Origin of the sequence: Pseudomonas sp. (assembly GCF_028293835.1) — a bacterium.
Taxonomy (GTDB): domain Bacteria; phylum Pseudomonadota; class Gammaproteobacteria; order Pseudomonadales; family Pseudomonadaceae; genus Aquipseudomonas.
This window is the reverse complement of sequence record NZ_JAQGNX010000082.1, coordinates 1-23,504: the sequence shown is the minus strand read 5'-3', so window position 1 is coordinate 23,504 and position 23,504 is coordinate 1. Positions and strand designations below refer to the sequence as shown.

The window sequence follows — 23,504 nt, the reverse complement described above, 5'->3', positions numbered from 1 at the left end:
GTCCCCCTTGCGCATTACTCGTTCAACGGGCGATATAAGCTGCTAAAAACCACGGACGACTGTGTATGCCACTCGCCACGTTGATTCACCGCTCAAGCTTGCCGTGCCCCGAAGTGACGGCCGGGCAGGCACAGCAGCTGCTTGAGCAGCACTACGGTTTGAGCGGGACGCTTAAAGAGTTGGGCAGTCAGCAAGACCGTAATTATCACCTGGATTGCGGTCTGCTCGACAGCGGCCCGGCGTGTTATGTGCTGAAGATCTGCCACGGTGATTATTCACTTTCAGAGCTCCAGGCGCAGCACGCGGCATTGGCCCATCTGGCCGTAGTGCCAGGTATTGGTGTACCTCGGGTGATGCAGGCGCACAACGGTGCAGAAATAGTGTCGCTGGAAATCGACGGCCGTGCCGTGCATGCGCGGGTCTTTGATTTCATCGAGGGTCAATCCTTGGCGCATCTGTCGCACCTGAGTCGCGATGTGGTGGCGGGTCTGGGTGAACTCTGCGCTCGGGTTGATCGGGCGTTGATAGATTTTCAGCACCCGGGGCTGGAGCGCACGCTGCAGTGGGATCCTCGCCACGGCGATGCGCTGATCAAACATCTGTTACCGGTGATTAAGGATCCGGAAGCCCGCGCTGTGCTCGAACATACCGCCGAGCAGGCGCGGCGACGCTTGCGGCCATTGGTGGCGAAGCTGCCGGTGCAAGCGGTTCATTTGGATATCACCGAATACAACGTGGTTTGGCAGCGCGATCCACAGCTTCACTGGCAGCTACAGGGCCTGATCGATTTCGGAGATTTGGTCAGCACCTGGCGGGTTGCCGATTTGTCGGTGACCTGCGCAGCGCTGTTGCAGCATGCCGATGGTGATCCGCTGTACATTCTGCCCGCGATTCAGGCCTATCACTCAATCAACCCGCTGCAACGAGAAGAATTCCAGGCGCTTTGGCCATTGATTGTCGTGCGCGCTGCGATTCTGGTGCTGAGCAGTGAACAGCAAGCCAGCGTCGAGCCGGGCAACCGCTATATAGAAGCAAACCTGCAAGGCGAGTGGGCGATTTTCGATGTGGCCACTTCGGCACCGATCGAGGTGATGGAGGCTGCGATTTTGCTGGCGGTCGGGCTTGAGCCATTTGCAGCCGATCAAATGAGTATTACGCCGCTGCTGCCAGGCCTGAGCAAGTGCGAATTCACAATGGTGGACCTTGGCGTGCTGAGTCCGCATTTCGATGCCGGTAATTGGGAGCGGGCAGGGGTAGATGAGCAACTATTAACTGATGCTGGCATCGCCAACGGCCTGGCGGCGACTCGCTATGCTGAGTACCGCTTGTCCCGTACCCAAATCAACTCAGCCAAAGAACCCGATACCTGCGCCCTGCACGTCGAACTGCATGTGCCGCCCGGCACTGCGGTGCATGCGCCGTTCGCGGGGACCGTGCGACTGGCCGCAGACGCGGCGCTGTGGTTGATGGGTGAGCAGATAAATCTGCGGGTGTGGGGGGTGGCTTCGGTGCATTCATCCTGCACAGCCGTGTCTGCCGGACAGGTGCTGGGCGAGGGCGGCGGTTCATTATTGCTGCAACTGTGTCGCTCAGCCGACATCAGCTCGCCGTTGTTCTGCACGCCGTCTTGGGCGCCAGCATGGAAAGCACTGTGTCCGTCGCCAGCCGCGCTGCTGGGTTTCGATTGCGATGCGCCGCAGTCTGAAGATTCTGCGGCGCTATTAGCGCGTCGCAATGCCAGTTTCGCCCGGTCGCAGAAGCATTATTACCAGACGCCTCCGCAGATTGAGCGCGGTTGGCGCAATCATCTGATCGACCTTCAGGGTCGGTCTTATTTGGACATGCTGAACAACGTTGCTGTGCTAGGTCACGGTCATCCGCGCATGGCCATTGAGGCCGCTCGACAGTGGTCGCTGCTCAATACCAACTCGCGTTTCCACTACGCGGCGATTGCCGAGTTTTCCGAGCAGTTGCTGGCATTGGCGCCAGACGGCATGGACCGGGTATTTCTGGTCAACAGTGGCACCGAGGCGAATGATCTGGCGATTCGCTTGGCTTGGGCCTACAGCGGCGGGCGCGACATGCTTAGCGTGTTGGAGGCGTATCACGGCTGGTCAGTAGCAACGGATGCCATCTCGACCTCCATTGCCGATAACCCCCAAGCGCTGAGTACGCGTCCCGATTGGGTCCACCCAGTGACGGCGCCCAATACTTACCGCGGTGAATTTCGCGGCAACGACAGCGCGCCGGATTACGTGCGCAGCGTTGAATACAACCTGGCCAAACTCGCCGAGCAGAAGCGCCAGGTCGCGGGCTTTATCTGTGAGCCGGTGTACGGCAATGCGGGCGGGATTTCGTTGCCGCCAGGCTATTTAAAGCAGGTATACGATAAGGTCCGCGCCCAAGGCGGCGTGTGCATCGCCGATGAAGTGCAGGTCGGCTATGGCCGTCTGGGTCATTATTTTTGGGGCTTCGAAGAGCAGGGCGTGGTGCCGGACATCATTACCATGGCCAAGGGCATGGGCAACGGGCATCCGTTGGGCGCCGTGATTACCCGTCGGGAGATTGCCCAAGCGTTGGAAGCTGAAGGCTACTTCTTCTCGTCGTCAGGTGGCAGCCCGGTCAGTTGTCGCATCGGCCTGGCGGTGCTTGATGTCATGGAGAAAGAACAGTTGTGGGACAACGCCAGGCAGGTCGGCGATCATTTTAAACGTCGGCTTGACGCATTGATCCATAAGCATCCGCTGGTGGGCGCGGTGCACGGTTCCGGGTTTTATTTGGGTGTGGAGTTGGTCCGTAGTCGAGAAACACTGGAGCCCGCCACCGAAGAAACCGACTACCTGTGCGAACGATTGCGTGACCTGGGAATTTTCATGCAGCCGACGGGCGATTATCTGAACATTCTTAAAATTAAACCGCCGATGTGTACAACCCGAGAGAGCGTGGATTTCTTTGTGGACAGCGTGTCCAGGGTGTTGAGCGAGTTGGGTTAGCGGGGTGCAAAACAATAGTTGCCGATTTTTATCGGTGTCCGTGATTGTTAATAATGTAATATCGTCTAATTATCCTTTAAACGCCGATATTTATCGTCTATAACGTCTCCTACATTGCAAGCTCTTTGGAGTCCTGGTCCCATGACGACGCTGAAACGTTCACCGCGTGCCGATGGCTTTTACATGCCCGCCGAATGGGCGCAACAAACCCAAACTTGGATGATCTGGCCCGAGCGGCCGGACAATTGGCGTCTGGGCGGCAAGCCGGTGCAGCACGCGCATGTGACGCTGGCCAAAGCCATTGCCCGTTTCGAACCGGTCACGGTGGGTGTTTCCGCAGGGCAGTACGACAACGCTCGCGCGCACCTTGATATGCCAAACATCCGCGTCGTTGAACTCAGCAGTAACGATGCGTGGGTGCGCGACACCGGCCCGACCTTCGTCATCAATGACAACGGCGAAGTGCGCGGTGTCGATTGGGACTTCAACGCGTGGGGCGGTTTCGACGGCGGCTTGTACGCGCCGTGGAACCTCGACCAGCAAGTGGCAACCAAGATCATGGAAATCGAGCGTTGCCCTCGGTACCAAACCGAAGGGTTTGTGCTTGAAGGTGGATCGATCCATGTGGACGGCGAAGGCACGCTGATTACTACCGAAGAGTGTTTGCTTAACCGCAATCGCAACCCTCATCTGTCTCGCGAGCAGATAGAAGCAGTGCTGCGCGATCAGTTGTCAGTTGAAAAGATCATTTGGTTGCCGGATGGTTTGTACAACGACGAAACCGACGGCCACGTAGATAACTTCTGCTGTTTCGTACAGCCCGGTGAAGTGTTACTTGCCTGGACGGATGATCCTAAAGATCCCAACTTTCCACGTTGTCAGGCCGCCATCGGCGTGCTGGAAAACGCCCGTGATGCCAAAGGCCGACCGTTGATCGTGCATAAGATGCCAATTCCAGGGCCGCTGTTTGCCACCGAAGAAGAATGCGCAGGCGTTGATCAAGTGCATGGCAGTCAAGAGCGCAACCCTTTGGTGCGTCTGGCCGGGTCCTACGTCAACTTCCTTATCGTCAATGGCGGCCTGATTGCGCCGTCTTTTGACGACCCGTTGGACGAAAAGGCGCGGGAAATATTGCAACAGCTGTTCCCGGAACATGAAGTAGTTATGGTTCCGGGCCGTGAGTTACTGCTAGGCGGCGGCAATATTCACTGCCTGACCCAACAGCAGCCGGCACCGCACAAGGTTTGAGTTGGTCCTGTTCTTGCTAACCTTAAGCCCATCGATCGATGGGCTTTTTTATGCGCACAGCGTTGCTGACTAAAGTTTTCGTTCGCGGACCTGTCATAAAACAGGGGTACATTTAGCTGATCAAAGGTTAAGAGGTTGTCCACATGAATGCAGGGATTGAGCAGCAGTCAGCTCGCGGCTTGTCTGCAAGTAGCGACACGCGCCAGATGATGGCCGACTGGCTAAGGGCCACCAGAGCCCCGATGGTGTCGGAAAACCAATCACGGCAAGTGCTCTTGGCGCGTTATCCCGCCGGGCTGATCAGCGATGCAGAATTGGACGCACTGGTGCGGATTCTAATCCCGCAAAATTGACACTGACACCTTTGTCGCGCCACACGGCTAGAATTCGCCCCGCCTGTGGCTAACCACCCTGTACGTAGCATCCGTCGTTACCATGCGCAAACTTCGTATTCATCGGACAACCCGTATGGCCCTCGCTCCACCGCCCGATCTCAGTGACATTGCCGTTCCCGCGCCGCACGCCATTGCCCTTGTGGGGTTGATGGGCATGCTGTTGGGCGAAAAACTCTGGCCCATGGGCAAGCGGCTGGTTAGCCACTGGCTGACCTGAAAATGCCTCGCCGCGCCCTTACCCAAAATTTTCTCGCTTGATGGAGTCATTATGAAAGCCCTGCAATTTTCCAAAACCGGCGATCTGTCGGCACTGCAATACCTTGACGTCCCTCAGCCAGTGCCGGCTGAAGGTGAGGTATTGATTCAGGTTAAGGCCGCCGGGCTCAACCCTAGCGATGTAAAAAACGTACTCGGGCGTTTTCCCTACACCACGATGCCACGCATACCCGGTCGAGACTTTGCGGGCATCGTGATTGAGGGTCCACAGTCGCTGCTCGGTCAAGAAGTGTGGGGCACCGGCAAAGAGCCGGGCTTCTTTCGCGACGGCTCCCACGCGGAGTACCTCACATTGCCCGCCAAAGGCGTCGCGCTCAAACCAAAAGCCTTGAGTTTCGTCCAGGCCGCCAGCCTTGGCGTACCGTTCACCACCGCATGGAACGCCCTACAGCGCAGCCTGGTGACAACCGGCACGCGCCTATTGGTCATCGGCGCTAACGGCGCAGTTGGCAGCGCCGCCTTGGCATTCGGCAAAATTCTTGGCGCCCAAGTCCTCGGCGCGGTGCGTCGTCCCGAACAGATCAAAGCGCTTAGGGAAGACGGCTTCGATGCCATTCTGTTGGACAAACACGAAGACCTCGGCGCCCAAGTCAACGCCGTCTTCTCCGGTGGCGCCGACGTCATCTTCGACACCACCGGCTTCTGGCTTCCTGCTGCCGTGGCTGCCTTGGCCGCTTTTGGTCGTATCGCTATCATCGCTGCGCCCGTGGACGGCCACGTACAGATGCCAACCCTGGCGCTGTACCGTAAAGGCGGCTCAGTAGTGGGCATCAACACCTTGCTCTACGGCACCGAAGCCTGCGCCGAAATGCTCAACCAGTTCGGGCAGTTCTTTGATGAAGGACTGCTGCCGTCGCCTACCGGAATCTACGAATCGCCGTTGAACGAAGGGCTGGCGCGGTATGAAGAAGTGAATAAGGGCAGCGGGAATAAAGTGGTTTTTGCGCTTAGTAAATGAATATACGGGTGCCTGGGGGCACCCGCTTAACTTGCACTGCGGGATTTAATCGCCAGTGTTTATTGACCACCACCCAACACATGGCCACTGCCAACAACTCTAACCCCCACGGTATTTCCAACCAGTGGCGCATGAATGCTCAAGCTGCGAACCAGCAACTCGCGCGCAGACGACCCAGTCTGAAGCCGTACGGTCAGCATGCAAGCATTGCCGCCAAAGTCGCTGTCGGTAACAACGCCTAAACAGCCTTCATTTGATGAGCCAGATGCCGACAGTTCAATCTGTTCTGGCCGCAACATGATCTGCGCGGCACCTTTGAATGCCGTGTCCGCCACCGGCACTCGGCCCAGTTCGCAGGTTGCCCAGCCGCCTTCGACTGTAGCGGGGAGCACTACGGCATCGCCGAGGAAAAGCGCGGTTTCCTCATCGCGGGGACGTAGATAGAGGTCCATCGGCGGTCCGACCTGGATCAGTTTGCCTTGGCGCATAACAGCCAGTTGATGAGCGAACGACAAGGCTTCGGCCTGATCATGGGTCACAAGAATGGTGGTGACGCCCGCATCCGAGAGCAGCTTGGCCACGGCTTTGCGCATGGAGGCGCGCAAGCCGGTGTCGAGGGCGGAAAACGGTTCGTCCAGCAGCATCAGTTTCGGCCGTTGGGCCAACGCCCGGGCGAGGGCGACTCGCTGTTGCTGGCCACCGGACAATTCGTGGGGCCAACGCGGCAGCATGCGGCTGTCGAGGGCGACCATTTCCATCAACTCGTTAATGCGCTGCTGTTTCGACGCGGCGTTGCCAGGCAGACCAAAGCCGATGTTGGCAGCGACGGTCATGTGCGGAAACAGCGCGCCGTCTTGTGGGACATAGCCGATCAAGCGCTGATGAGCCGGCACCTCGATCGGTCCGTTGACCAAGGGTGTGCCGTTCAGCGTGATACTTCCAGAGTCGGGAAACTCGAAGCCGGCAATCATTCTGAGCAAGGTGGTTTTGCCCGAACCGGAAGGCCCGACGATGGCGGTGCGACTGCCCTCAGGCACTGACAAACTGACGTTATCCACAGCCGGCAACGAACCGAAGGATTTGCAGATAGCGTGTAATTCAAGAGAGCTCATCGGCCTGCCGTGCGTTTGGATTGATGATAAAGAAGCGCCGTCAGCGGAAGCGACAGCAGGACCATGATCAGTGCGTAAGGCGCCGCAGCGGCGTAGTCGATTTCACTGGTCATGGCCCAAAAGCCAGTCGCCAATGTACGTGTGCCGTTGGGCGCGAGCAGCAGGGTCGCGGTTAACTCGTTGGTGATGGCGAGGAACACCAGCGCCACGCCAGCGGCCGCGCCGGGCGAAGCAAGACGCATGGTGATCACCCACAAGGCCTGGATCGGCGAGCGACCAAGGCTACGAGCCATGTTCTCCAGCTCCACTGGAGCTTGGGCGATGCCCGCGCGCAGGTTGACCAGCGCCCGAGGCAAGAACATCAGCACATAGGCCAACAACACGGTAATCGCCGTTTGGTAAATCGGCCGGGCGAACTTGATGGTGACCGTCACCAACGCCAGCGCAACCACGATGCCAGGCAACGAACTGGTGATGTAATTGCAGCTTTCCAGCAGACGATGCAAACGCCCCGGCGAGCGTACCGACAGCCAAGCAATAGGGATCGCCGCGCAGGTGGTAATGATCGCGCCAGTGCTGGCCAATATCAGCGTCTGCTCCAGCGCCGGCAGAATCGTGTCCATGCGCCAAACGGCTGAACCTCCTGCGATCAACCATTTTCCTAAGGTGATCAACGGCACACCCAACGCCAGCGCAGTCGCCGCTATGGGCAGCAACAGCGCCAAGGCCGTGGTTTTGCGGTCCAGAATGCAGATGCGTTGCTGGCGCGCGCTGCCGGAGCCGACCCGCGCATAACGAGCTTTGCCGCGTGTGGCTGATTCAAACGTCAACATCGCCAGGCAACATAAGGCCAACACCCCCGCCAGCATATTCGCTGCGGGGCCGTTAAATGAGGATTGAAACTGATCGAAAATCGCCGTGGTAAACGTGTCGAAACGAACCATGGCGTACAGACCGTACTCGGCCAGCAGATGCAGCCCGACCAACAACCCCCCACCCCAGATCGCCAGCCGCAACTGCGGCAGCACGATCCGAAAAAACACCGCCCAGGGTTTCAAACCCAGCGACTCCGCTACGTCTTCGATACCCGGATCCAGGCGTCGCAACGCGGCAGCCGCAGGCAGGTAAAGGAAGGGGAAATAAGCGATGACCGACACCAACACCCCGGCAAACAGCCCATGGATCGATGGCACCAGACTAACCCACGCGTAGCTGTGCACGAACGCAGGCACCGCGAGGGGCGCGACCGCCAGTAGAGACCACACGCGTCGAAACGGCAGATCGCTGCGCTCGGTCAGCCACGCCAGCGCTACGCCAAGGATCACGCACAACGGCACCGTGAGCACGACCAGCAACACGGTATTAACCAGCAATTCTCCGACCCTTGGCCGAAAGACCAGCTCCACAATAGTTGCCCAGCCGGTCTGGATAGAAATGCCGACAACAAATCCCAATGGCAATAAAGCCAGCAATGAAACCAGTACGGAGGTGACAACAATCCATGTAGCAGGACGGCCGCCGGGTGAGCGGGGCCGTCCCTTAATGGCGGAGGCTGGAATGACCTTATCGATCACGCCAAACACTTCCGATGCCTCGACTGCGACATTTGAAATAGGCTCCGCCATAACCTTACAACAACCCTGCTTTAGTCATCAGCTCAACAGTCTTTTTGCTGTCGAGTTTGGATGCGTCCACCACCGGCGCATCCAGTTCGGCGAGCGGTGTCAACTTGGCGTTAGACGCCGCGCCCAGGCCCACTGCGTATTCAAACGATGTGCCGTCTTTCAGAATCGCCTGGCCTTGTTTGCCTGTGACCCACTTCAAGAAAGCCTGAGCTTCTTCTTTATGTTTGCTGGACGCCAGGACACCGCCGCCAGAGAGGCTGACGAACGCGCCAGGGTCTTTGTGCTTGAAGTAATACACGCCGACTTTATTGCTGTTCTCACCGGTTTTGGATTGATCAACCAATGGGTAGTAGTGATAGATCACACCGCTGTCGACTTGGCCAGCATTTACAGCTTTCAGCACAGAGCCGTTACCACGGAACGCGGTAAAGTTGGTTTTCATCGCCTTCAGCCAGTCCAGCGTTGCTGCTTCGCCTTTCTGCTCAAGCAGCGCGCTGACAATAGCCTGGAAGTCGGCACCGGACGGTGATGCAGCCCAGCGACCTTTCCAGCTCGGGTTGGCCAGATCAAGCAGCGACTTAGGCATATCGGCAGCGGTCATTTTGTCTTTGTTATAAACAAAAACAGTCGAACGAGCGGCGATACCGACCCACTTGCCGTGGGCTGGGCGATAAGCCGAGTTCACTTGGCTCAACGTTGCGGGTTCCACGGGCGCGAACAAACCGGCGCTATCAACCAGCACCATGGCGGGCGAGTTTTCGGTCAAAAACACATCGGCTGGAGAAACTGCGCCTTCCTGAACGATTTGGTTACCCAACTCGCTGTCGTCGCCGTTACGCACGGTGACTTTAATCCCGGTGTCGTGTGTGAAGCCGTCGACCCACGCTTGGGTCAGGCTTTCGTGTTGCGCGTTGTACACCGTGATGCCGTCAGCACTTGGCGCGGCAAACACACTGCCAGCGGCCATCATGGACGTGACCAATAAGGCCGCTTTGGCAAACGAGGGGATACGGGAAGTCATCGTAAAGGCAGCTCCGCAAAATTAAAAAAGAGCCTGTGGGGATTTCCCTATTGTCAGGCACGCTGATCATACCGCAATAAGAATTGCTTGCATTAAGATCCGCGCCCGCATCTGAGCATAATTTTAGTGAAATTCATGTTGGCCAGCACAACATTGCATGCTTGGCGTTCTCCATTAACTCCTCTGCAGGATTCCCGCTGGCGGTTGCACGCACACACTCTCCCCGCGTTCTTTCGCATTATCCTCATCTTCATACTCATCTATCGGTACAAACCCGGCGAACAAAACTACCCCCTCGCCACCACCAACGAAAATTCCCGGCCATCCACACACCGTACATGTTCACCTTCAATAAACGCCAAATCATGCCCGTCGTGATCCACCAGTCTTTGAGGTGAACACACCACCAATACCCCAATGTCGCCGCTCCAGTCCCGTCGCGGATCGTGCTCAAGGTACGCGTAAACTTTTCGATCCTGGATCCGCCACACCGGATGGGCATCCTGAGGCTTTTTCACGTCGTAAATAGCATTCGGGTCGAACACAAAGCCGGCAGTCATAAGAAGCTCCATTCACAATAAACAGCCGACTACACGGTGAAGCTGCTGCTGTGATTTTTCAGTGAAAGTACACATCTGAGTGTGGCTATACGTTGGTACAAATTGGTGCACAATCGTTCAGGCTTGCCGGCGTCATCGCGGCTAAAAACCGCAAAAATCGCTTGCTGAAACGCTTCGCCAAACGCTCGTTACATCACCATTACATCTCGTCCAGTCGAGGTTGACCGTGACGAAAATCAAGCGCCAAAATTTAGCTCAGAGTTCTCTAGCTTACTTAAGGAGAGATACAAAATGACTAAGGTAAAAGTACTGGCAGGCGACTTCCTGCAAGGTGACGGCGAATACCACGCCGGCCTGCTCAACCTCGAAACCCCACTCTATCCGTGGCCTGGGATCAGCATTCCGGTCACTTCCCTAAAAGCTATCGAAGTCGCCACGACTGGGTCGAACAAGAAGCTCGAAGATGCGATCAGCCTTGGGTTAGCAGGCGCGCTGATGCTTGGGCCGTTGGGTGCCGCGGCTGGGGTAATTTTCGCGAATGAAGAGACCGAGGTTACGTTCTGGGTGACGTTGAAGGATGGTAGACGGTTGTTGGCGGCTACGGATGATGGGACGTTTAGAGAGATCGAGCGGGGAGTGAGGAGGCCGGGGAATTTTGTTAGTGGGGATTGAGGGGTTGGCTTGGGCGGCGTCTATCCGATTTGCAGCATCTCTGTTGCCAAATTGTGGGGGCGTTGCTGGAAACGAATCCGAGATCGGTAGGCCAGCTACCCTTAAGCCCGTCCTGATGACCGAGGACGATGAAGCCTTGATCGCAACGGTGCGCGAGCGGCTTTCTGCTGGTGGCCGCGCATCAGCAAGGGCGTCTGGCCCAGTATTTCAGCCGGATAGTACAGCGCGCAAAATTGCGGCTATCGACGAGATCGGATCCTGCCGTTTGGCCGAGAAGAAGCCAATCTGTTTTTTAATGTCGTCGCCAAGCGCTACGAACAAGACAGCGTCGTTCTGACCAGCAAGCTGCCCATTCGCATAGGGCGGCCATCTGAAGGCCACGCGATTGACCGTCACAACAAAAAAGTCTTGTAGACGATGAGGTGCTTGGCTGCGACGGCTTCGAGCCCGTAGCGCTTCACGAGCAGAGTCTGCATGTTCTTCAGCGTCCGGCGGTTGCTCTTCGCTCCGCTTTCCCCTTCGCGGCGGAGTATCTCCCTGACGACAAACGCTCCCTCGCACGTGCCGTATTTCTGAGCAGGCATGATCACCGGGCTCAGGGCGCCGCCGTTGTCCTTGAAGAACTCGTTCGGGGTGTCGAAGCGCGATTCGGTAAAGGTGATGCAGCCGTTCGACATCAGCGAGATGATCGACGACGCGTTGTCGGCCATGCTCTTTTGGTCGACCTTGAACGCGTACTTGCATTGCGAAGCGATGCGCTGAAACGCGTCGGGCGGCGCGTCGAACTCGATGGTGATCGGCAGCGGTGCGGCTGGCCAATTCTTCTTGCTCAGCAGCGCGACGACGCCCTTCTTGGTGAGGGCGATCGTCGCCGTCAAGCTAGCCAGCTTGGCGTGAAACCCGTTCGCGGTGTTGACCAACTCGCGCTGTTCATAGCAGTGTTTATCAATTGGCTCAATGACGACTGACATCATGGGGAGCTGCGCTTGCAGCGTCTCACAGGACGTCCGGAGCACCATCGGGCCGCGCCCATAGAACTCGCGGACGGGCTGATCCATCATGGCTTTGAGCTTGATTTGCGCACCCAGGATGAGACCGCGGATTTCGTGTTGCTCAAGCGAAGAGACGTCGCATGTGACGACCTGGTGTAGGGCGTCGCGAAGTCGCTCGATGAAGGCGCATTCCAAGATGAACGCCCTCCAGGCGTCTTCGCACTTCGTCTTCAACTTAAGGATCTCGTTATTCATCGCAGCATAGAAGTCCAGATCGTTGTCAATCTTCTCCCCGTGGGAGTCGAGGCACTTGCACAGCTGCGTGGTTTTGCTCCCTGAGAGCCCATACATCTCGCCAACGAGGGTGGCGATAGCGTTGTGCTTGAAGTCCTTGAAAACCTTGCCGACGACAAAGACCCGGGCCGGCCCCATCGCAGGGTTGCACTGAATTGCCCGCGCGACGGCGGCGGTCTGCTCCATGGCGTCGACTTGCTTTATCAGCCCGAAGACCAGCACGTTCGGCAGCCGTGCCAGGATGTCTTCGGCGTTGAAGGCGACGCCCTTTACCGTCGCTATCCCTGGGATATGAAAGAACGATGCCTTGCACCGGGAGGGCACCCTGATTTCGTCGATGCAAGCCCCCGAGGGATGCACGCCCGACGCACCGCCCACGTTGAGCTTCTTGCGCATCCTGTCGACACTCGACTCGCCTTCTGCAGATACCTTCTCATGCGGCGGCGTCGCCTTCCGCGCCAGGGAGTACTTGCTCAGCGAGCCCGCGTTCACAAGTTTCACACCGCACATCAGATCGTGCTCGTTGAGGAAGATCGTCCTCTCGGCGCAAGCAACGAAGTCGTTCATCTGCACGACGTTACGCTGCATGTTCTCGGCATTGAGCAGGTTGAACTTCATCTCGTGGCACGTCACCACGATGTGGAAGCCACGCTTGGCCAGCGCGTCGAGGAACTCCTGGTTGAAGAGGGCGCCGCTGTCGGGATACCGCACCTGAACGTGGAAGATGTGGACCGACTTCGGATGCATGTCCTTGCCCCGCTCACTGACGAGCGCCTTAAAGAGGAGGTGCCGGGCAGGCTCGTAGAGGCGCTGCCAGTCCGCCATCCTCATCCTCTCAGTCTCTGACTTCCGGGTCGGCCAGCCATCGATGTACGGGATTTCCAGCCGCTTGACGGCCTGCTCCTCAAGCGGGATCTTCGCCGCGAGGCCACTGTCGCAGAGCCGCATCCCGGAGACATCGTAGGTGAGCCCGCCATGATCGAGCGTGCCAAGGGTGTTGAGCCAGTTCACCAGCGCGTTGATGTAGGTGCCATCTCCGCTTCGGAAGTCGTCGAAAGGCGCGTTCGACAGATAGATGACGAACTTCGGGCGAATCTCGGTCTCGGGCTTGCGTCTAGGAATCGGCTCCTCGAGTTCCACCGGTAGCCCACACGGCATGATCGTACTTGGGACCCCGCGACGGGGGCTGCTCACATCCTCAAGCAACGACGCAGTGAGCTTGGCTATGCAGTGTCCGCAAACGCTACCTTTCTCGACGTAGACGAGGCCGCACGACACGCAGAACCTGGGACGGCGAACGCAGTCGTTGCAAATTGACTCCAGCGGGTTCGGAACGCCCACTCCGCACGTAAGACAGTAGTTGTCGCCGATGAGCGCGGGCAGCTCCGGGTGATTCATAGGCATGAAGAGCCGATCACCCCGGAACGCGATGTACATCGTGTCGCAGTCGCGCGGGCAGAAGTGCTCGTTGCGGAGCGGGAGCAACGCCTGCAGCGTGATCAGCCGAAGCTCGATGCGGACCCCGAAATGATGCTCGATGGCCCAGACGCATACGCGGTCGCCCGGGAGTTCACCGGCCGCGAGCGCGTCGATGTAGGGCTGCAATTCCAGAAAATGGTGACGATAGACCTCATCGCGGATCAGCTTGCGCGCCGGACCGCTGGAGAGGCTGAATACCGCTGTCGCCGTCAGCCGCCGGAGCGTCGGGGCATCTCCCTGGAACAGGCCGTACTCTGCAAGCAAGTAACCGACTGCGTGAAAGAACGAAGCGGTACCGTCGTCGCGGCCGGTGTAACTCAGGATTTCGTAGGGATCTTCGTCGATCACCTCGATCTTGCCGTGGAGGCTGGGCCCGATGTCGAAGGGCATGTGTCAGCCCTCTCGGCGGGCGGCATCAACGGCATCCCATGGGAACACGTGTGCATCGTGTGCCGCCTCCGCCCACGCCTCGGGCGGAACATCGGTTGCGAGTCGCAGCATGCGCTCATCGGCCGTACCATCGTCACCCGACAAGATTGCCAAGACCGCAGGCAACTCGTCGAAGCGTGGCCCGATGGAGAGCGAAAGCCTCACGAACACGGCCGCGCTCGATTGCTGCCGGATGCCCCGCTCTGCCGCCCGATCAAACGCCGTGGCGATTCGCTGTTGGAGCTCATCCGAGCCAAGGCTCTCGGCCAGCGCCGGCAGCGTCAGCACGAGCGAGTCCTGCAAACCCCTGAGAAAGCTCTCCCGCATGGTGACGTCGAGGCCCCGCATCTGCACGTCACGAATCGTCAACATCGCCGAGGCTCCTTGTTTTCACGCGATCTGGTCAGGCTGCGACAACCGGCGCGAGATGTCATCGCGCCGGACTTTATCATGGAAATCTCCGTAGTGCTGTGGCTACTCGGCAAGTGAGTAAAGCGCCCTGTTTGACCGGTGCGATGATGCCCCTGTGGATCAGGGATCAAGGCCCCTGCGGCCTGTGGGATATCCACTAACGCGGGACTTGCGGCTCCTTCGATTTTCACCTGCCCATCAGGAAAGATCGCGTCGAAGGTGCTGATGTACATGTCCCTGCGCCGTTACATTTTAAAGAGGGTTGCTTGATTGATGTGCAGCGTTTTTGCCAAGTCGTCCTGGCTCAACTCTTTGGCTGGTCGCAACTCGTGCAACGGCATTTCGGCGCGCAGCTTTTGATACAGGGCGTTTGCACGCTCGCGAGAGTCAGGCGAGCGCTGCGCCATCAATTCTGTGAATTTCTTAGCCATTGTCGTAGCCCTCTCTCTTTAAGGTTTCCAAGTATTCGTCGTACAGGTTTTCAGCCTGAGCGACGTACTCTTGGTACCCAACGGTCTTGACCGTTTTGTCGCCACCCAGCAACAGGATCGCGCATCAAGTCCTGCGTAATGTTCGCACGCGATCATGAAGCTGGCATGTATATCTCGCGGTTCTCTGGCGAGCGTTGCTTAGTAGAATCAGGCTCTACTGCGGAAAATTGTGAAATATCGTCGCGACGACCTGCTAATCCAAGTGAGCGCTTGCCGGTATAAGATGTTCATCAACCGCTCACCATCGAGGCTGCCATGACCGGGATATCCCTGGACCTGCCGGAAGACCTTTCGAACTCGCTCTCCGATCTGGCTAAGACGAATGGCCAAATCGTGAGCTGTTTGGCGATGGATGTTCTTCGCGACTACATCGAGCACGAGAGGGCTTTGATTGCGCAGATTGAATTGGCGGTAGAAGAGGCTGATCAAGGTAAATTCGCCACCGATGACCAGGTTGCGGCAATGCGCGCCCGCCGCTGGAGCAGGAATGCGGGTTGAGTGGCTTGAAAAAGCCCTCAAAAGCCTGGAAGACGAAGCGAGCTACATAGCCCTTGAAAACCCCAAGGCTGCTGATGATTTGTCAGATGCGATTTTCGCCAGCATAGACAAATTGGCCCGGTTTCTCGCTATGGGGGCGTGAGGGTCGAGTCAAAAAACGCGTGAATGGGCGGTGCCCAATTGGTCCTATCTCATCCCCTATCGGGTACGCGGCGATCGCCTTCAAATCCTTGGGGTATTTCATACGCGGCAACGCCCTCGTACCAAGTGGTGACGGGGCGGAAAGCGAAAAGCTTATAGGCGGGTCCGTAGGTTTTGCCAAGCGGCAAGCCGAATCAGAGAGTGGAGCTGTGGTGCGCGACATAAGGTACTCCCTTTTATCGAAGTGACCTTTACCCCAAGCTCTATCCTTAAACCGGTTGGAATCCACCAAGATCCACGGGCATTCGACGGAACCCCAAAACGAAAAAACCCGCCAGAAGGCGGGTTTTTCGGGAGTTCAGAGATGTTGAAAGCCTTCTCTGGAACTTTGTATGATGCGGCACCAGGAGTCGAATAGCATCCTAATACTATGAAAGTACGAGGTTTTTTTCAGAAAAATATAGTTGCTACCTTTAAAAAAAATGATAGCTATTTTTAGTGAGTGAAAATATTTTTGTTTAGGGAAGAGTGGTTGATGAATGGAAACGTAGTTCTTTAGTGAATGTATCGATCAGCTTTCTATAGATGCAGATTTTTTAGTATATAGAAAAAAATAGCGAAAAATTGTCAATTGCACTAGAATTGACATGGCCATTAGCCATTTTATCGACTTGTGATCGTAATGGTATATATCTAAAGCGGAAGGGATAGCCATCTGATGTTCATTACAAAATTGGGCCCATTCAATGGCGATACATGGGAGAATTTATGCCAGTTAGTTTTCAAGAGTAAGCATGGCATTGACGGCTATCAGGAGATGCCAGCTTCGCCAGGCGACTTCGGTATAGAAGGCTATACAATTAATACCGGACGTGCATTCCAGTGCTACTGTCCTGATAGGATTTATACTCAACAAGTATTGCTAGACAAACAAAAAAGAAAAATCACTGATGATGTAAACAAGTTGAAGAAGTTTCAACTTGAGCTCAAAGGCCGTCTAGGAGGTACGCAGATAAAAGAGTGGTGCTTTGTATCTCCTGAAATCAATCATCACAACCTGCTTTCCCACGCTAAAGTTAAAGAAGTTGAGGCGCGTGACTGGGGTCTCGATATATTGCATCCTAATTTCACAATACATTTGCATGATGCGGATTTTTACCTTCGCGAAATAAATGAGCAGCGCAGTTTGAATGGAGTAGCGATCAGTTTTGGAAATCAGGTGACTTCTCTACCGCTACTCGACTCTGACCCTGAACTGTATGAACAACACCTCTTAAGAAAGTCTGCACTTCGATTAGTTGAGAAAATGGATCCTCCATCAGAAAAGCTAGTTGGTCGGTTATATAATTTTACGCTGCAAACCTTTCTCGAGCATGATAATTACTTTAACGCATTAAATGCCGCTTCCCCCACAATTTATTTTAGACTTGTAAGGTTGTTGTCTGTTTTTGAGCAGGATGTAAAGGAGTGGGCGTTTACTTGGTCGGGTACCGCTGAATCACTTATCGAAAAAGTTACCGATAAGTTGGCGGAAAGGATCGTTTCTGAGTTACGGCCGGGCGTAGATCATACTCTCGCGAGCGAAATAACTAGGCATACAGTTGCACGTTGGCTCGCCGCTTGTGAATTAGACTTTGAGTAAATGATCATGATGAAATTAAAGTTCACGCAGCGACCCATGCCTGTACTTGCTGAGCATAGAACATTATATAAAATCTCGCAGATACTCCTTGTTTTACATCTTTGCGGTCGCGCGGAAAAATGTAGTTTGCTTAAACTTCATTTGTTTAACTGGGCATTGAAGTCAGAAAGAAGATTGGCTAGTCTAAAAGAAGCTTCTCGTAAAGGAGTGTTAACTTTACCTGTTTGGGGGTTCGATCCTGCTTTGGCAATAGCTTTGAAATTTGCTCTAGAGGATCAACTAGTTACTGCTTTGTCGACCGGGGTGGAAATATCTGCCAAGGGACAAGATTTTTTGAGCTTTTTGCTTAAAGATAAAGATCTTTTATCTCCAGAAAAAACGTCATTAAGAATAATTGGAAAAGGGATTTCAGAAAAAATGGTTGATTCAGTGGCGAAAGGATGGGATGCCTTATGATTATTAGAGCATTAAAGCTTAAGATTGCTACTCAAGAAGGTGATTTTGGTTTTTTTCTTGAGTTTGATCGCGCGCTGACAATCATAAAAGGATCAAACTCATCTGGGAAGAGTACTGTATTTAACGGTATCCTATATTCACTTGGCATGGAGGAATTGATTGGTGGTAAAAATCAGTCATCACTGCCATATGCAGTTAAAGACTACTTTGAATATGACGACAAAAAAATACCAATAACACAGTCAGAGGTTTATTTAGAGGTTGAAAATAAGCTGGGGGATGTTCGAACGTTTCGTCGTGCTATTACGGATCAGACACGAAATGCTAAGTTGGTGGAGGTGTTGGATGGGGCTTTCCTCACTGAAAAGTTACCGTTGCAATCATCTTTCAAATATCTCCACGATGGTGGAAGTGCCATTTATGAAGAGGGCTTTCATAATTTTCTGGAGAAGTTTTTAGGTTTCAATCTGCCGCAAGTTCAAAACTCTTCGGGTAAACAGGTTAAGTTATATCTCCAGGCGATTTTTGCCGCTCTTGCGGTTGAACAAAAAAGGGGCTGGACTGACTATATTGCAAACATACCGCACTATGGAATTCGCGATGTGCGGGTGAAGGTAGTTGAGTTTTTGTTAGGTCTGAATGTATTTGAGGCTGATGCGAAACGAAGTGAGCTTAATTATGAGTCAGTTGAGATAGATAATGCTTGGAATGACTCATATAAAGAGCTGCTTCGCGAATCAAGAGCGGCTGGTGAAGGGATAGAGATTCAAGGGGTGCCGTTACGAGTAACTTCGGCGCTTGATTCGGATAATATAGCTGTTTATAAGCGAGTGGGGCAAACTAAGTTCTCTCTTTCCGACTACATTAGCCAGCTCCGTGCTGATTATGAAAGGCAAGAGCTCGAAATGAATAAGCTTAAAGATGGTGTAAGTCCAGAGGTTGTTTCGGCAATAGATGTAAATAGCGCAGAGCTCAATAGGCTAGTAGGGCTTTATGAAATTAGCGTGAGCACCTTAGCTATCCATCGTTCATCCTTAGCTACCAACAAACAGTTAGCTGAGCAGGCGAGTGAGGAGTTGCTTAGAAATAAGTCCACCTTGAAATTGCAAAAATTTGGAGCGGAGCAGGGGCTCTATATAGCCAAAGAACAATGCCCCACCTGTTTTCAATATGTAGACGACTCTCTGACCGGCGGTGGCGTACTCACCTCTAAAATGAGTATTGAAACAAATATCGATTATCTTGATAGCCAATTGAAAATGTTAGAGCGTCAACAGCAAGGGATAAGGTTGACTATTCAAAATCTAGAAGAAGAAGGGGAAGGTATACGTCAACGGATTGCGAAATCTAGGTCAATATTGGCAGCATTGCGCTCTGATGTAACAAGTGGAACCGCCGGCACTCGAACTCTGTTAAGAAAACAGATGCATCTTGAGTCTGAGATCGAAAAAATTAATGGCTTCGATACGAAGTTTGATGAGCTAAAAAAACGTTTTGGTTCGTTATCTCTTCAGCTAAAAAACAACCAAGACCAGCGTTTGTTTTTACCTAAAAAGCATTACTCGGAGCAGGATACTAAGACTCTAAACTTGTTTGGGAAAATGTTCAGAGCAAATGTTGGAACCTTTGATTATCACAGTGCCCCTGTAGTAGATATTGAACTAGATTTTGATAGCCTGTTACCATTCTTATCACGTATAGAGCTCCGGGTTATTAGAGAAAAGAACTCGGAGTCCGAAAAGGCTATCCATCAGTATAGAAGTAATAAAAATCAAAACAGCATGGCAGCAGACTCCAGTGCAAGTGATTTTGTACGATTGATTTGGGCATACCTGATAGCTATCCATCAAACCTCGGCACATCCAACGATCAAAGCCAATCACCCCGGTTTCATTTTATTTGATGAGCCTGGACAGCACTCAATGGCCACTAAGAGCCAGCATGCTCTTCTCCAAATGCTTTCTTCATCCACAGGTTTGCAAAGTATTGTTGCAGCATCATTTGATGATTCCGAGCCGGTTTTTAAAGAGTCTACCGAGGGCGTTAAATTTAAGTTGATTCAGCTAGGTGAAAAGTCTATCGGTCCATTATAAACAATGGAAATATTGACTTTGGTAGCCTCTGATTAAAATAGTTTGGAGAGCTATCGGTCTATATGGCCGGTAGCACTCCCGCTGCTTATAATTTAGGAGTCGGTAAGGGGGCTAGATTTTTACTTGGCTACCAAAGCTTAGCAGCATCAAAATCTAACTGAGCCGCTTTCAACTCTCGTACCAGTTTCATCTTCCAGGCTTCAGCCGAGTCCATGTCGGTATAAATTACACCAAACAAATCAGATGGTATTTCCACCTGCCCCTTGCGAAGCAAACAAACACGGCCGCGCCCAAGTTTTCCGGCAAAGAATCCAAGTTCAAAAATGACATTTTGACGTGCGCGAGCATCGCTCACGTCAGCTTTTATTGAACCACCAACATCGTCGGGTGTTAACAATATTACCGCGAAACCTACATCAGCCGAATGTTCAAATTTTTCAATAATCGTCTGGCCTCGATCGGGTTGTTCCCTAAGGATAATCGCTTCTAAGCCGAGCTTTTCTAGGAAGCGCGCGAGACCTTGTAATGCAGCCTCGTCATGGCCATGAACAATAAATACTTTATTAGATTTTGATATTTTCAACTGCGGTTTAACCTCTCCCTGAGATTCGACATAGACTTTATAATCCCGCACAAATGGGGCGATTATCTGTCCAGTAAATCCATGGACACCTGAAATAAGCTTTCTACTGCCCGAGCTAAAGTAGTGGTGACCGAAATTAATGGCGTATTTTGGATCTTCAGCGAGTTTTTCGATTAGCAGTAGGGTGAGACCTAGTCGTTGTTTGTCGTCATCTGATTCTGGCCAAGCAAGTTTATGATTCCCCATGCCGCCGCCAGACCGTTCGCTCGCTTCCAAGAATGCTTCGAGATCTAGCCCCGATATCAATTCATTGTTGCTAGCGTCAAGCGCCGGATCGCGAAGTAGGCGGGCCAGTTTTTTTAGCGGTTGTTCGAAGGTCTGATGTTGTGAGCTCTGTAGATCTATAACCGCATTGTTGATCTGAGTAAAGAGGTCGATGGCCACTATTTTTCTTCCTCTAACAGTCGCGCTGCGGCAGCCCGTTCTATGATCTTTTCCCTATATCGCTCTTCCATCTGCTCTGCCAAGGAGCTGACTATTGGATTTGACGTATAGGTTCCCACACGCTCATCTATGAGATTTGATATCTGCTGAATCGCACCTTCAATACTCACGGGATCGTGCGGATTAAAATTCACAGTACAAAGATCGCCTTCGAGTGATTGAAGTACCTTTTGTGCATCTGCAGTTGACGCTGGAGCTTGTCGATTCCTTTTAGCATTATTATCCCTCTAGCTTATTTTTTACCTAAATGTTGCGTGAATTTCGTGTTGACGCAAGCTATTTTCAATCCCAGTGCTAGCCATGTTCTGTCACCAACGGTTTTTGTCCCGTTTAGGGCCTCCACCTAACATTTGAACCTCCAAATTTTCCCTAAGCGAAGAGTGAGCAAATGAATAGTCAGCAGGTAATAATAGCGGGTAGGTTCTGTGTGATTGTTTATACGGTAATCCAGAAACCATGCGAGATGCTTCCGTTGCCAAACCCATGGGTTGTCGCAGTGCCATCGCTCATTGATTGCTGTCTGGATTGCCCTTGCCTGACGAAGGTGGCGTTGTCGTGTTACAGGTGATCCCGCCAGCACGCCCGTTAGAAACAGCTCCATATCGAATGGTTTGCTCATGGTCGGCCGCCGATGTACGCCGAAACCACGTCGATACGACCGTGCCCCAGCTCATAGCTGATTTGTGCGCGTGCCTCATGATCGAGGCGTCGGTCTAGCTGGCAGCACCTGCCACCGTTGATGGGTGCAAGATGCTGGGTGATTTGCTCGTAGCGTTCGCACGCATAGGCTGCCCGCAATTCGTGGAAGCCTTTGAGGTTGTGTATATGGAGGACCTCCCGTGCGGGGCGGACGATTCCCCGTTGGAAATCAAGGTAGCTTTCGTTCGGTGCCAGTAGGTTGCGGCTGCCATGCGGTAAGACCTGCTCGGCATATCTGAGTGCTTCGCGAACATGGTCATCCACCATGATCCAGCGAGGTGCTGTTGCTCCGCCGCGGCCACCTTTGGTGCCGTCGTGGATGTTGATCCTCCCGAGTTGCTCGGCTTCCCGTTGCAGTCGAGGAAGGTCGGCCAAAATCGCCTCACGTAAACGCATGCCAGTGGCTCGCGCTAACTGAGCTATGGCCGCAGCACGCGGTTGCTGATGTTCGCAAAGCTCGTCGACGATCCGCTTCACGTGTTCGCGGTCTTGGCCTTGCGGCACCGAGCGACGAACACTGGTGCGCTGCATTCCCAACGCCTTGCTCGGACTTGGCACTCTCACATACGGATCACCGCGAAGCGCGGCCATGGTTCGGTTCACGCTGGACAATCGGTTTTGCGCGGTGGCGATGCCGATAGCGCCTTGTTCAACTTGCTGACGCAGATGCCCGGCGTAATCCAGCAAAGTCTGCCGATCAATTTGTCGCGCATCGTTAAGTCCTGGTCCATCCTCCGACCGGCACCACCGCACAAACGCTTGCCAGCGATCACTGTGCGCTTTGACCGTCCCGTAGTGCCCGCCGCCAAACAGATCTTTTAGCGCTTGTGGCCCGGCATAACTCAACTGCCGGCCATAGCCAAAATTTCGCCCGTCTCGTCTACCGACCAATGCCATGATCGAACTCCTCTCGAAGTAAACTCTTAAAACCTTCCCCACGTCATCCCGCCAAGGATGTTGAGTGTTATCAGGGATCAAGGCCCCTGCGACCTGTGAGGGTTGTCCACTAACGCGGGACTGGCGGCTCTTTACGACCGGGAGCTTGGGCATCTCATGATCTGGCCTCCTGAACACCTCTGAGGAAGTGGGCGGGGTGGAGGCGGCGCTGGCTGACGAGACCGACGCCGCGAGATCCTGAGTTAGGTGAAGGCAGTGATGCGATGACCGGGGCGTGCCTGACTGTCAGTCAGGTGCAGTCCATTCCGTAGGCTGCGGCACCATCATCTGCATCGCTGCTGCTGGTGACTTCGGTGTTTGTCACGTTGATTGTCACGAGGGGGAATGCCGCAGAGCCTTGTACGAGGTGGGCTGCAGCAGTGGTAGGAGCGCCCGTCTCTTTCCGGGAGAAAGAGACGGGCGCAGGTTGGCGCAAGGAAATGGCCACGCGGATAGGTTGCTGCAGGGCAGCTATGAAAGGGGATGAGTTGCCGCAGTGGGCACACTGATAAAAGTAGGCATCCATCACATCGCTGTGACCGTGCGAGCCGCCGGACGCTAATCGCACTTTGGGAGAACCACCACGCTGTGGCGTAGCCTTAAAGGTTCGGGCTACCTAGGGTTGCTGTCGACGACAGCGCTTTGCCCGATCTTTTCTACGCCTGTGGATAATTCGGGTCAAGGCTCGAATTTTTGGGGATTCTGCGGCTGTGGATGAATTTATCCACCGGTGGAAATCAGTGGTTTTCCACAGACAGTTGCACTGCTTGCGGCGATAAGGGTACTAAATGGATATCCCTGCCATCTTCGTACCCCTTGTGGAAAAGGGTACGCCTTCCAACGCGGGTCGAGTGTCCGGTATCTCCCAGGTGCCGCGCTTGAGGTCGAACTCGCTCCAGCGTGCGAAACGCAGCTCGCTGGATCGTACAAACACATGCAGCGACAGCATCACCGTCAGACGGGTAAGTGCCCGGCCATTATAGGTGTCGATCCGCT

At 54.2% G+C, this 23,504-nt stretch carries 18 protein-coding genes and 4 pseudogenes; 12 read left to right on the top strand and 10 right to left on the bottom strand.

Going from position 1 to position 23,504, the window contains the following annotated elements; genetic code table 11:
* The first annotated feature begins 65 nt into the window (after positions 1 to 65).
* The 5 genes from JWR17_RS10050 (at position 66) to JWR17_RS10030 (ending at position 5,870) form a co-directional block, all read left to right on the top strand.
* Positions 66 to 2,993: an aminotransferase gene (locus tag JWR17_RS10050; RefSeq protein ID WP_299830770.1), complete on the top strand. Its 2,928-nt coding sequence runs from the start codon at positions 66 to 68 to the stop codon at positions 2,991 to 2,993.
* Positions 2,994 to 3,134: 141 nt separating this feature from the next.
* Positions 3,135 to 4,241 (top strand): agmatine deiminase, encoded by a 1,107-nt coding sequence (gene aguA, locus JWR17_RS10045; RefSeq protein ID WP_299830768.1) that lies wholly within the window; start codon positions 3,135 to 3,137, stop codon positions 4,239 to 4,241.
* 143 nt (positions 4,242 to 4,384) lie between these two features.
* Positions 4,385 to 4,594 (top strand): hypothetical protein, encoded by a 210-nt coding sequence (locus tag JWR17_RS10040; protein ID WP_299830766.1) that lies wholly within the window; start codon positions 4,385 to 4,387, stop codon positions 4,592 to 4,594.
* Positions 4,595 to 4,709: 115 nt separating this feature from the next.
* Positions 4,710 to 4,853 (top strand): DUF1427 family protein, encoded by a 144-nt coding sequence (locus JWR17_RS10035; RefSeq protein WP_299830765.1) that lies wholly within the window; start codon positions 4,710 to 4,712, stop codon positions 4,851 to 4,853.
* Between the two features lie 51 nt (positions 4,854 to 4,904).
* Complete coding sequence (locus JWR17_RS10030; protein ID WP_299830763.1) at positions 4,905 to 5,870, top strand: zinc-binding alcohol dehydrogenase family protein; 966 nt, start codon at positions 4,905 to 4,907, stop codon at positions 5,868 to 5,870.
* A gap of 59 nt (positions 5,871 to 5,929) precedes the next feature.
* Here the strand turns inward: JWR17_RS10030 and JWR17_RS10025 are convergent, their stop codons facing one another.
* The 4 genes from JWR17_RS10025 to JWR17_RS10010 form a co-directional block, all read right to left on the bottom strand.
* Positions 5,930 to 6,982, bottom strand: coding sequence for an ABC transporter ATP-binding protein (locus JWR17_RS10025; protein ID WP_299830761.1), 1,053 nt, complete (start codon positions 6,980 to 6,982; stop codon positions 5,930 to 5,932).
* Positions 6,979 to 8,607, bottom strand: a complete 1,629-nt coding sequence (locus JWR17_RS10020) for an iron ABC transporter permease (RefSeq protein ID WP_299830759.1) — start codon at positions 8,605 to 8,607, stop codon at positions 6,979 to 6,981. Before JWR17_RS10020 ends, JWR17_RS10025 begins: the two co-directional genes overlap by 4 nt.
* Before the next feature lie 4 nt (positions 8,608 to 8,611).
* Positions 8,612 to 9,628, bottom strand: a complete 1,017-nt coding sequence (locus JWR17_RS10015; protein WP_299830757.1) for an iron ABC transporter substrate-binding protein — start codon at positions 9,626 to 9,628, stop codon at positions 8,612 to 8,614.
* 287 nt (positions 9,629 to 9,915) lie between these two features.
* The gene (locus tag JWR17_RS10010) at positions 9,916 to 10,188 is read right to left on the bottom strand and encodes a hypothetical protein (RefSeq protein WP_299830755.1); all 273 of its coding nucleotides are present in this window, start codon (positions 10,186 to 10,188) and stop codon (positions 9,916 to 9,918) included.
* A gap of 291 nt (positions 10,189 to 10,479) precedes the next feature.
* On the opposite strand from JWR17_RS10010, the gene JWR17_RS10005 reads away from it, so the two are divergent.
* Both JWR17_RS10005 and JWR17_RS10000 read left to right on the top strand, forming a co-directional pair.
* Entirely contained in the window at positions 10,480 to 10,860 is a 381-nt protein-coding gene (locus JWR17_RS10005; protein WP_299830753.1) for a hypothetical protein, read from the top strand.
* A 176-nt stretch (positions 10,861 to 11,036) separates the two neighbouring features.
* Positions 11,037 to 11,211: pseudogene (locus JWR17_RS10000) on the top strand (ATP-binding protein); the annotation flags it as partial.
* A gap of 41 nt (positions 11,212 to 11,252) precedes the next feature.
* Here the strand turns inward: JWR17_RS10000 and JWR17_RS09995 are convergent.
* The 3 genes and pseudogenes from JWR17_RS09995 to JWR17_RS09985 form a co-directional block, all read right to left on the bottom strand.
* Positions 11,253 to 14,015 (bottom strand): hypothetical protein, encoded by a 2,763-nt coding sequence (locus JWR17_RS09995; RefSeq protein WP_299830751.1) that lies wholly within the window; start codon positions 14,013 to 14,015, stop codon positions 11,253 to 11,255.
* 3 nt (positions 14,016 to 14,018) lie between these two features.
* Positions 14,019 to 14,426 carry a hypothetical protein gene (locus tag JWR17_RS09990; RefSeq protein WP_299830749.1) on the bottom strand — a complete coding sequence of 136 codons (408 nt, stop codon included), beginning with the start codon at positions 14,424 to 14,426 and terminating at the stop codon, positions 14,019 to 14,021.
* Positions 14,427 to 14,713: 287 nt separating this feature from the next.
* A pseudogene (locus tag JWR17_RS09985) lies at positions 14,714 to 14,896 on the bottom strand (transcriptional regulator); the annotation flags it as partial.
* A gap of 315 nt (positions 14,897 to 15,211) precedes the next feature.
* Between JWR17_RS09985 and JWR17_RS09980 the strand changes: the two are divergent.
* The 5 genes and pseudogenes from JWR17_RS09980 (at position 15,212) to JWR17_RS09960 (ending at position 19,786) form a co-directional block, all read left to right on the top strand.
* Positions 15,212 to 15,454: a CopG family transcriptional regulator gene (locus JWR17_RS09980; RefSeq protein WP_299830748.1), complete on the top strand. Its 243-nt coding sequence runs from the start codon at positions 15,212 to 15,214 to the stop codon at positions 15,452 to 15,454.
* Positions 15,444 to 15,728 (top strand): annotated as a pseudogene (locus JWR17_RS09975) (type II toxin-antitoxin system RelE/ParE family toxin). Before JWR17_RS09980 ends, JWR17_RS09975 begins: the two are co-directional and overlap by 11 nt.
* Positions 15,729 to 16,313: 585 nt before the next feature.
* Positions 16,314 to 17,237 (top strand): hypothetical protein, encoded by a 924-nt coding sequence (locus JWR17_RS09970; RefSeq protein ID WP_008435726.1) that lies wholly within the window; start codon positions 16,314 to 16,316, stop codon positions 17,235 to 17,237.
* Between the two features lie 36 nt (positions 17,238 to 17,273).
* Entirely contained in the window at positions 17,274 to 17,693 is a 420-nt protein-coding gene (locus tag JWR17_RS09965; RefSeq protein WP_299830745.1) for a hypothetical protein, read from the top strand.
* The gene (locus JWR17_RS09960; protein ID WP_299830743.1) at positions 17,690 to 19,786 is read left to right on the top strand and encodes a hypothetical protein; all 2,097 of its coding nucleotides are present in this window, start codon (positions 17,690 to 17,692) and stop codon (positions 19,784 to 19,786) included. The genes JWR17_RS09965 and JWR17_RS09960 overlap by 4 nt, the downstream gene beginning before the upstream one ends.
* A gap of 127 nt (positions 19,787 to 19,913) precedes the next feature.
* Here JWR17_RS09960 and JWR17_RS09955 read toward each other — a convergent pair whose 3' ends face one another.
* From JWR17_RS09955 to JWR17_RS09940, 3 genes and pseudogenes are all read right to left on the bottom strand, one after another.
* Positions 19,914 to 20,813 carry a nucleotide-binding protein gene (locus JWR17_RS09955; protein WP_299830741.1) on the bottom strand — a complete coding sequence of 300 codons (900 nt, stop codon included), beginning with the start codon at positions 20,811 to 20,813 and terminating at the stop codon, positions 19,914 to 19,916.
* Positions 20,814 to 21,488: 675 nt separating this feature from the next.
* A complete protein-coding gene (locus JWR17_RS09945; protein ID WP_299830737.1) occupies positions 21,489 to 22,469 on the bottom strand; it encodes an integrase domain-containing protein in 981 nt (326 codons plus the stop codon).
* A gap of 800 nt (positions 22,470 to 23,269) precedes the next feature.
* Positions 23,270 to 23,504: pseudogene (locus JWR17_RS09940) on the bottom strand (integrase); the annotation flags it as partial.

Bases quoted from the DNA above. Each gene is read 5' to 3' on its own strand.
- JWR17_RS09980 (WP_299830748.1), top strand. From the start codon at position 15,212: ATGACCGGGATATCCCTGGACCTGCCGGAAGACCTTTCGAACTCGCTC.
- JWR17_RS10025 (WP_299830761.1), bottom strand. From the start codon at position 6,982: ATGAGCTCTCTTGAATTACACGCTATCTGCAAATCCTTCGGTTCGTTG.
- JWR17_RS10035 (WP_299830765.1), top strand. From the start codon at position 4,710: ATGGCCCTCGCTCCACCGCCCGATCTCAGTGACATTGCCGTTCCCGCG.
- JWR17_RS09945 (WP_299830737.1), bottom strand. From the start codon at position 22,469: ATGGCATTGGTCGGTAGACGAGACGGGCGAAATTTTGGCTATGGCCGG.
- JWR17_RS10010 (WP_299830755.1), bottom strand. From the start codon at position 10,188: ATGACTGCCGGCTTTGTGTTCGACCCGAATGCTATTTACGACGTGAAA.
- JWR17_RS10040 (WP_299830766.1), top strand. From the start codon at position 4,385: ATGAATGCAGGGATTGAGCAGCAGTCAGCTCGCGGCTTGTCTGCAAGT.
- JWR17_RS09970 (WP_008435726.1), top strand. From the start codon at position 16,314: ATGTTCATTACAAAATTGGGCCCATTCAATGGCGATACATGGGAGAAT.
- JWR17_RS10020 (WP_299830759.1), bottom strand. From the start codon at position 8,607: ATGGCGGAGCCTATTTCAAATGTCGCAGTCGAGGCATCGGAAGTGTTT.
- JWR17_RS10030 (WP_299830763.1), top strand. From the start codon at position 4,905: ATGAAAGCCCTGCAATTTTCCAAAACCGGCGATCTGTCGGCACTGCAA.
- JWR17_RS10050 (WP_299830770.1), top strand. From the start codon at position 66: ATGCCACTCGCCACGTTGATTCACCGCTCAAGCTTGCCGTGCCCCGAA.
- aguA (WP_299830768.1), top strand. From the start codon at position 3,135: ATGACGACGCTGAAACGTTCACCGCGTGCCGATGGCTTTTACATGCCC.
- JWR17_RS09995 (WP_299830751.1), bottom strand. From the start codon at position 14,015: ATGCCCTTCGACATCGGGCCCAGCCTCCACGGCAAGATCGAGGTGATC.
- JWR17_RS09960 (WP_299830743.1), top strand. From the start codon at position 17,690: ATGATTATTAGAGCATTAAAGCTTAAGATTGCTACTCAAGAAGGTGAT.
- JWR17_RS10015 (WP_299830757.1), bottom strand. From the start codon at position 9,628: ATGACTTCCCGTATCCCCTCGTTTGCCAAAGCGGCCTTATTGGTCACG.
- JWR17_RS10005 (WP_299830753.1), top strand. From the start codon at position 10,480: ATGACTAAGGTAAAAGTACTGGCAGGCGACTTCCTGCAAGGTGACGGC.
- JWR17_RS09965 (WP_299830745.1), top strand. From the start codon at position 17,274: ATGCCTGTACTTGCTGAGCATAGAACATTATATAAAATCTCGCAGATA.
- JWR17_RS09990 (WP_299830749.1), bottom strand. From the start codon at position 14,426: ATGTTGACGATTCGTGACGTGCAGATGCGGGGCCTCGACGTCACCATG.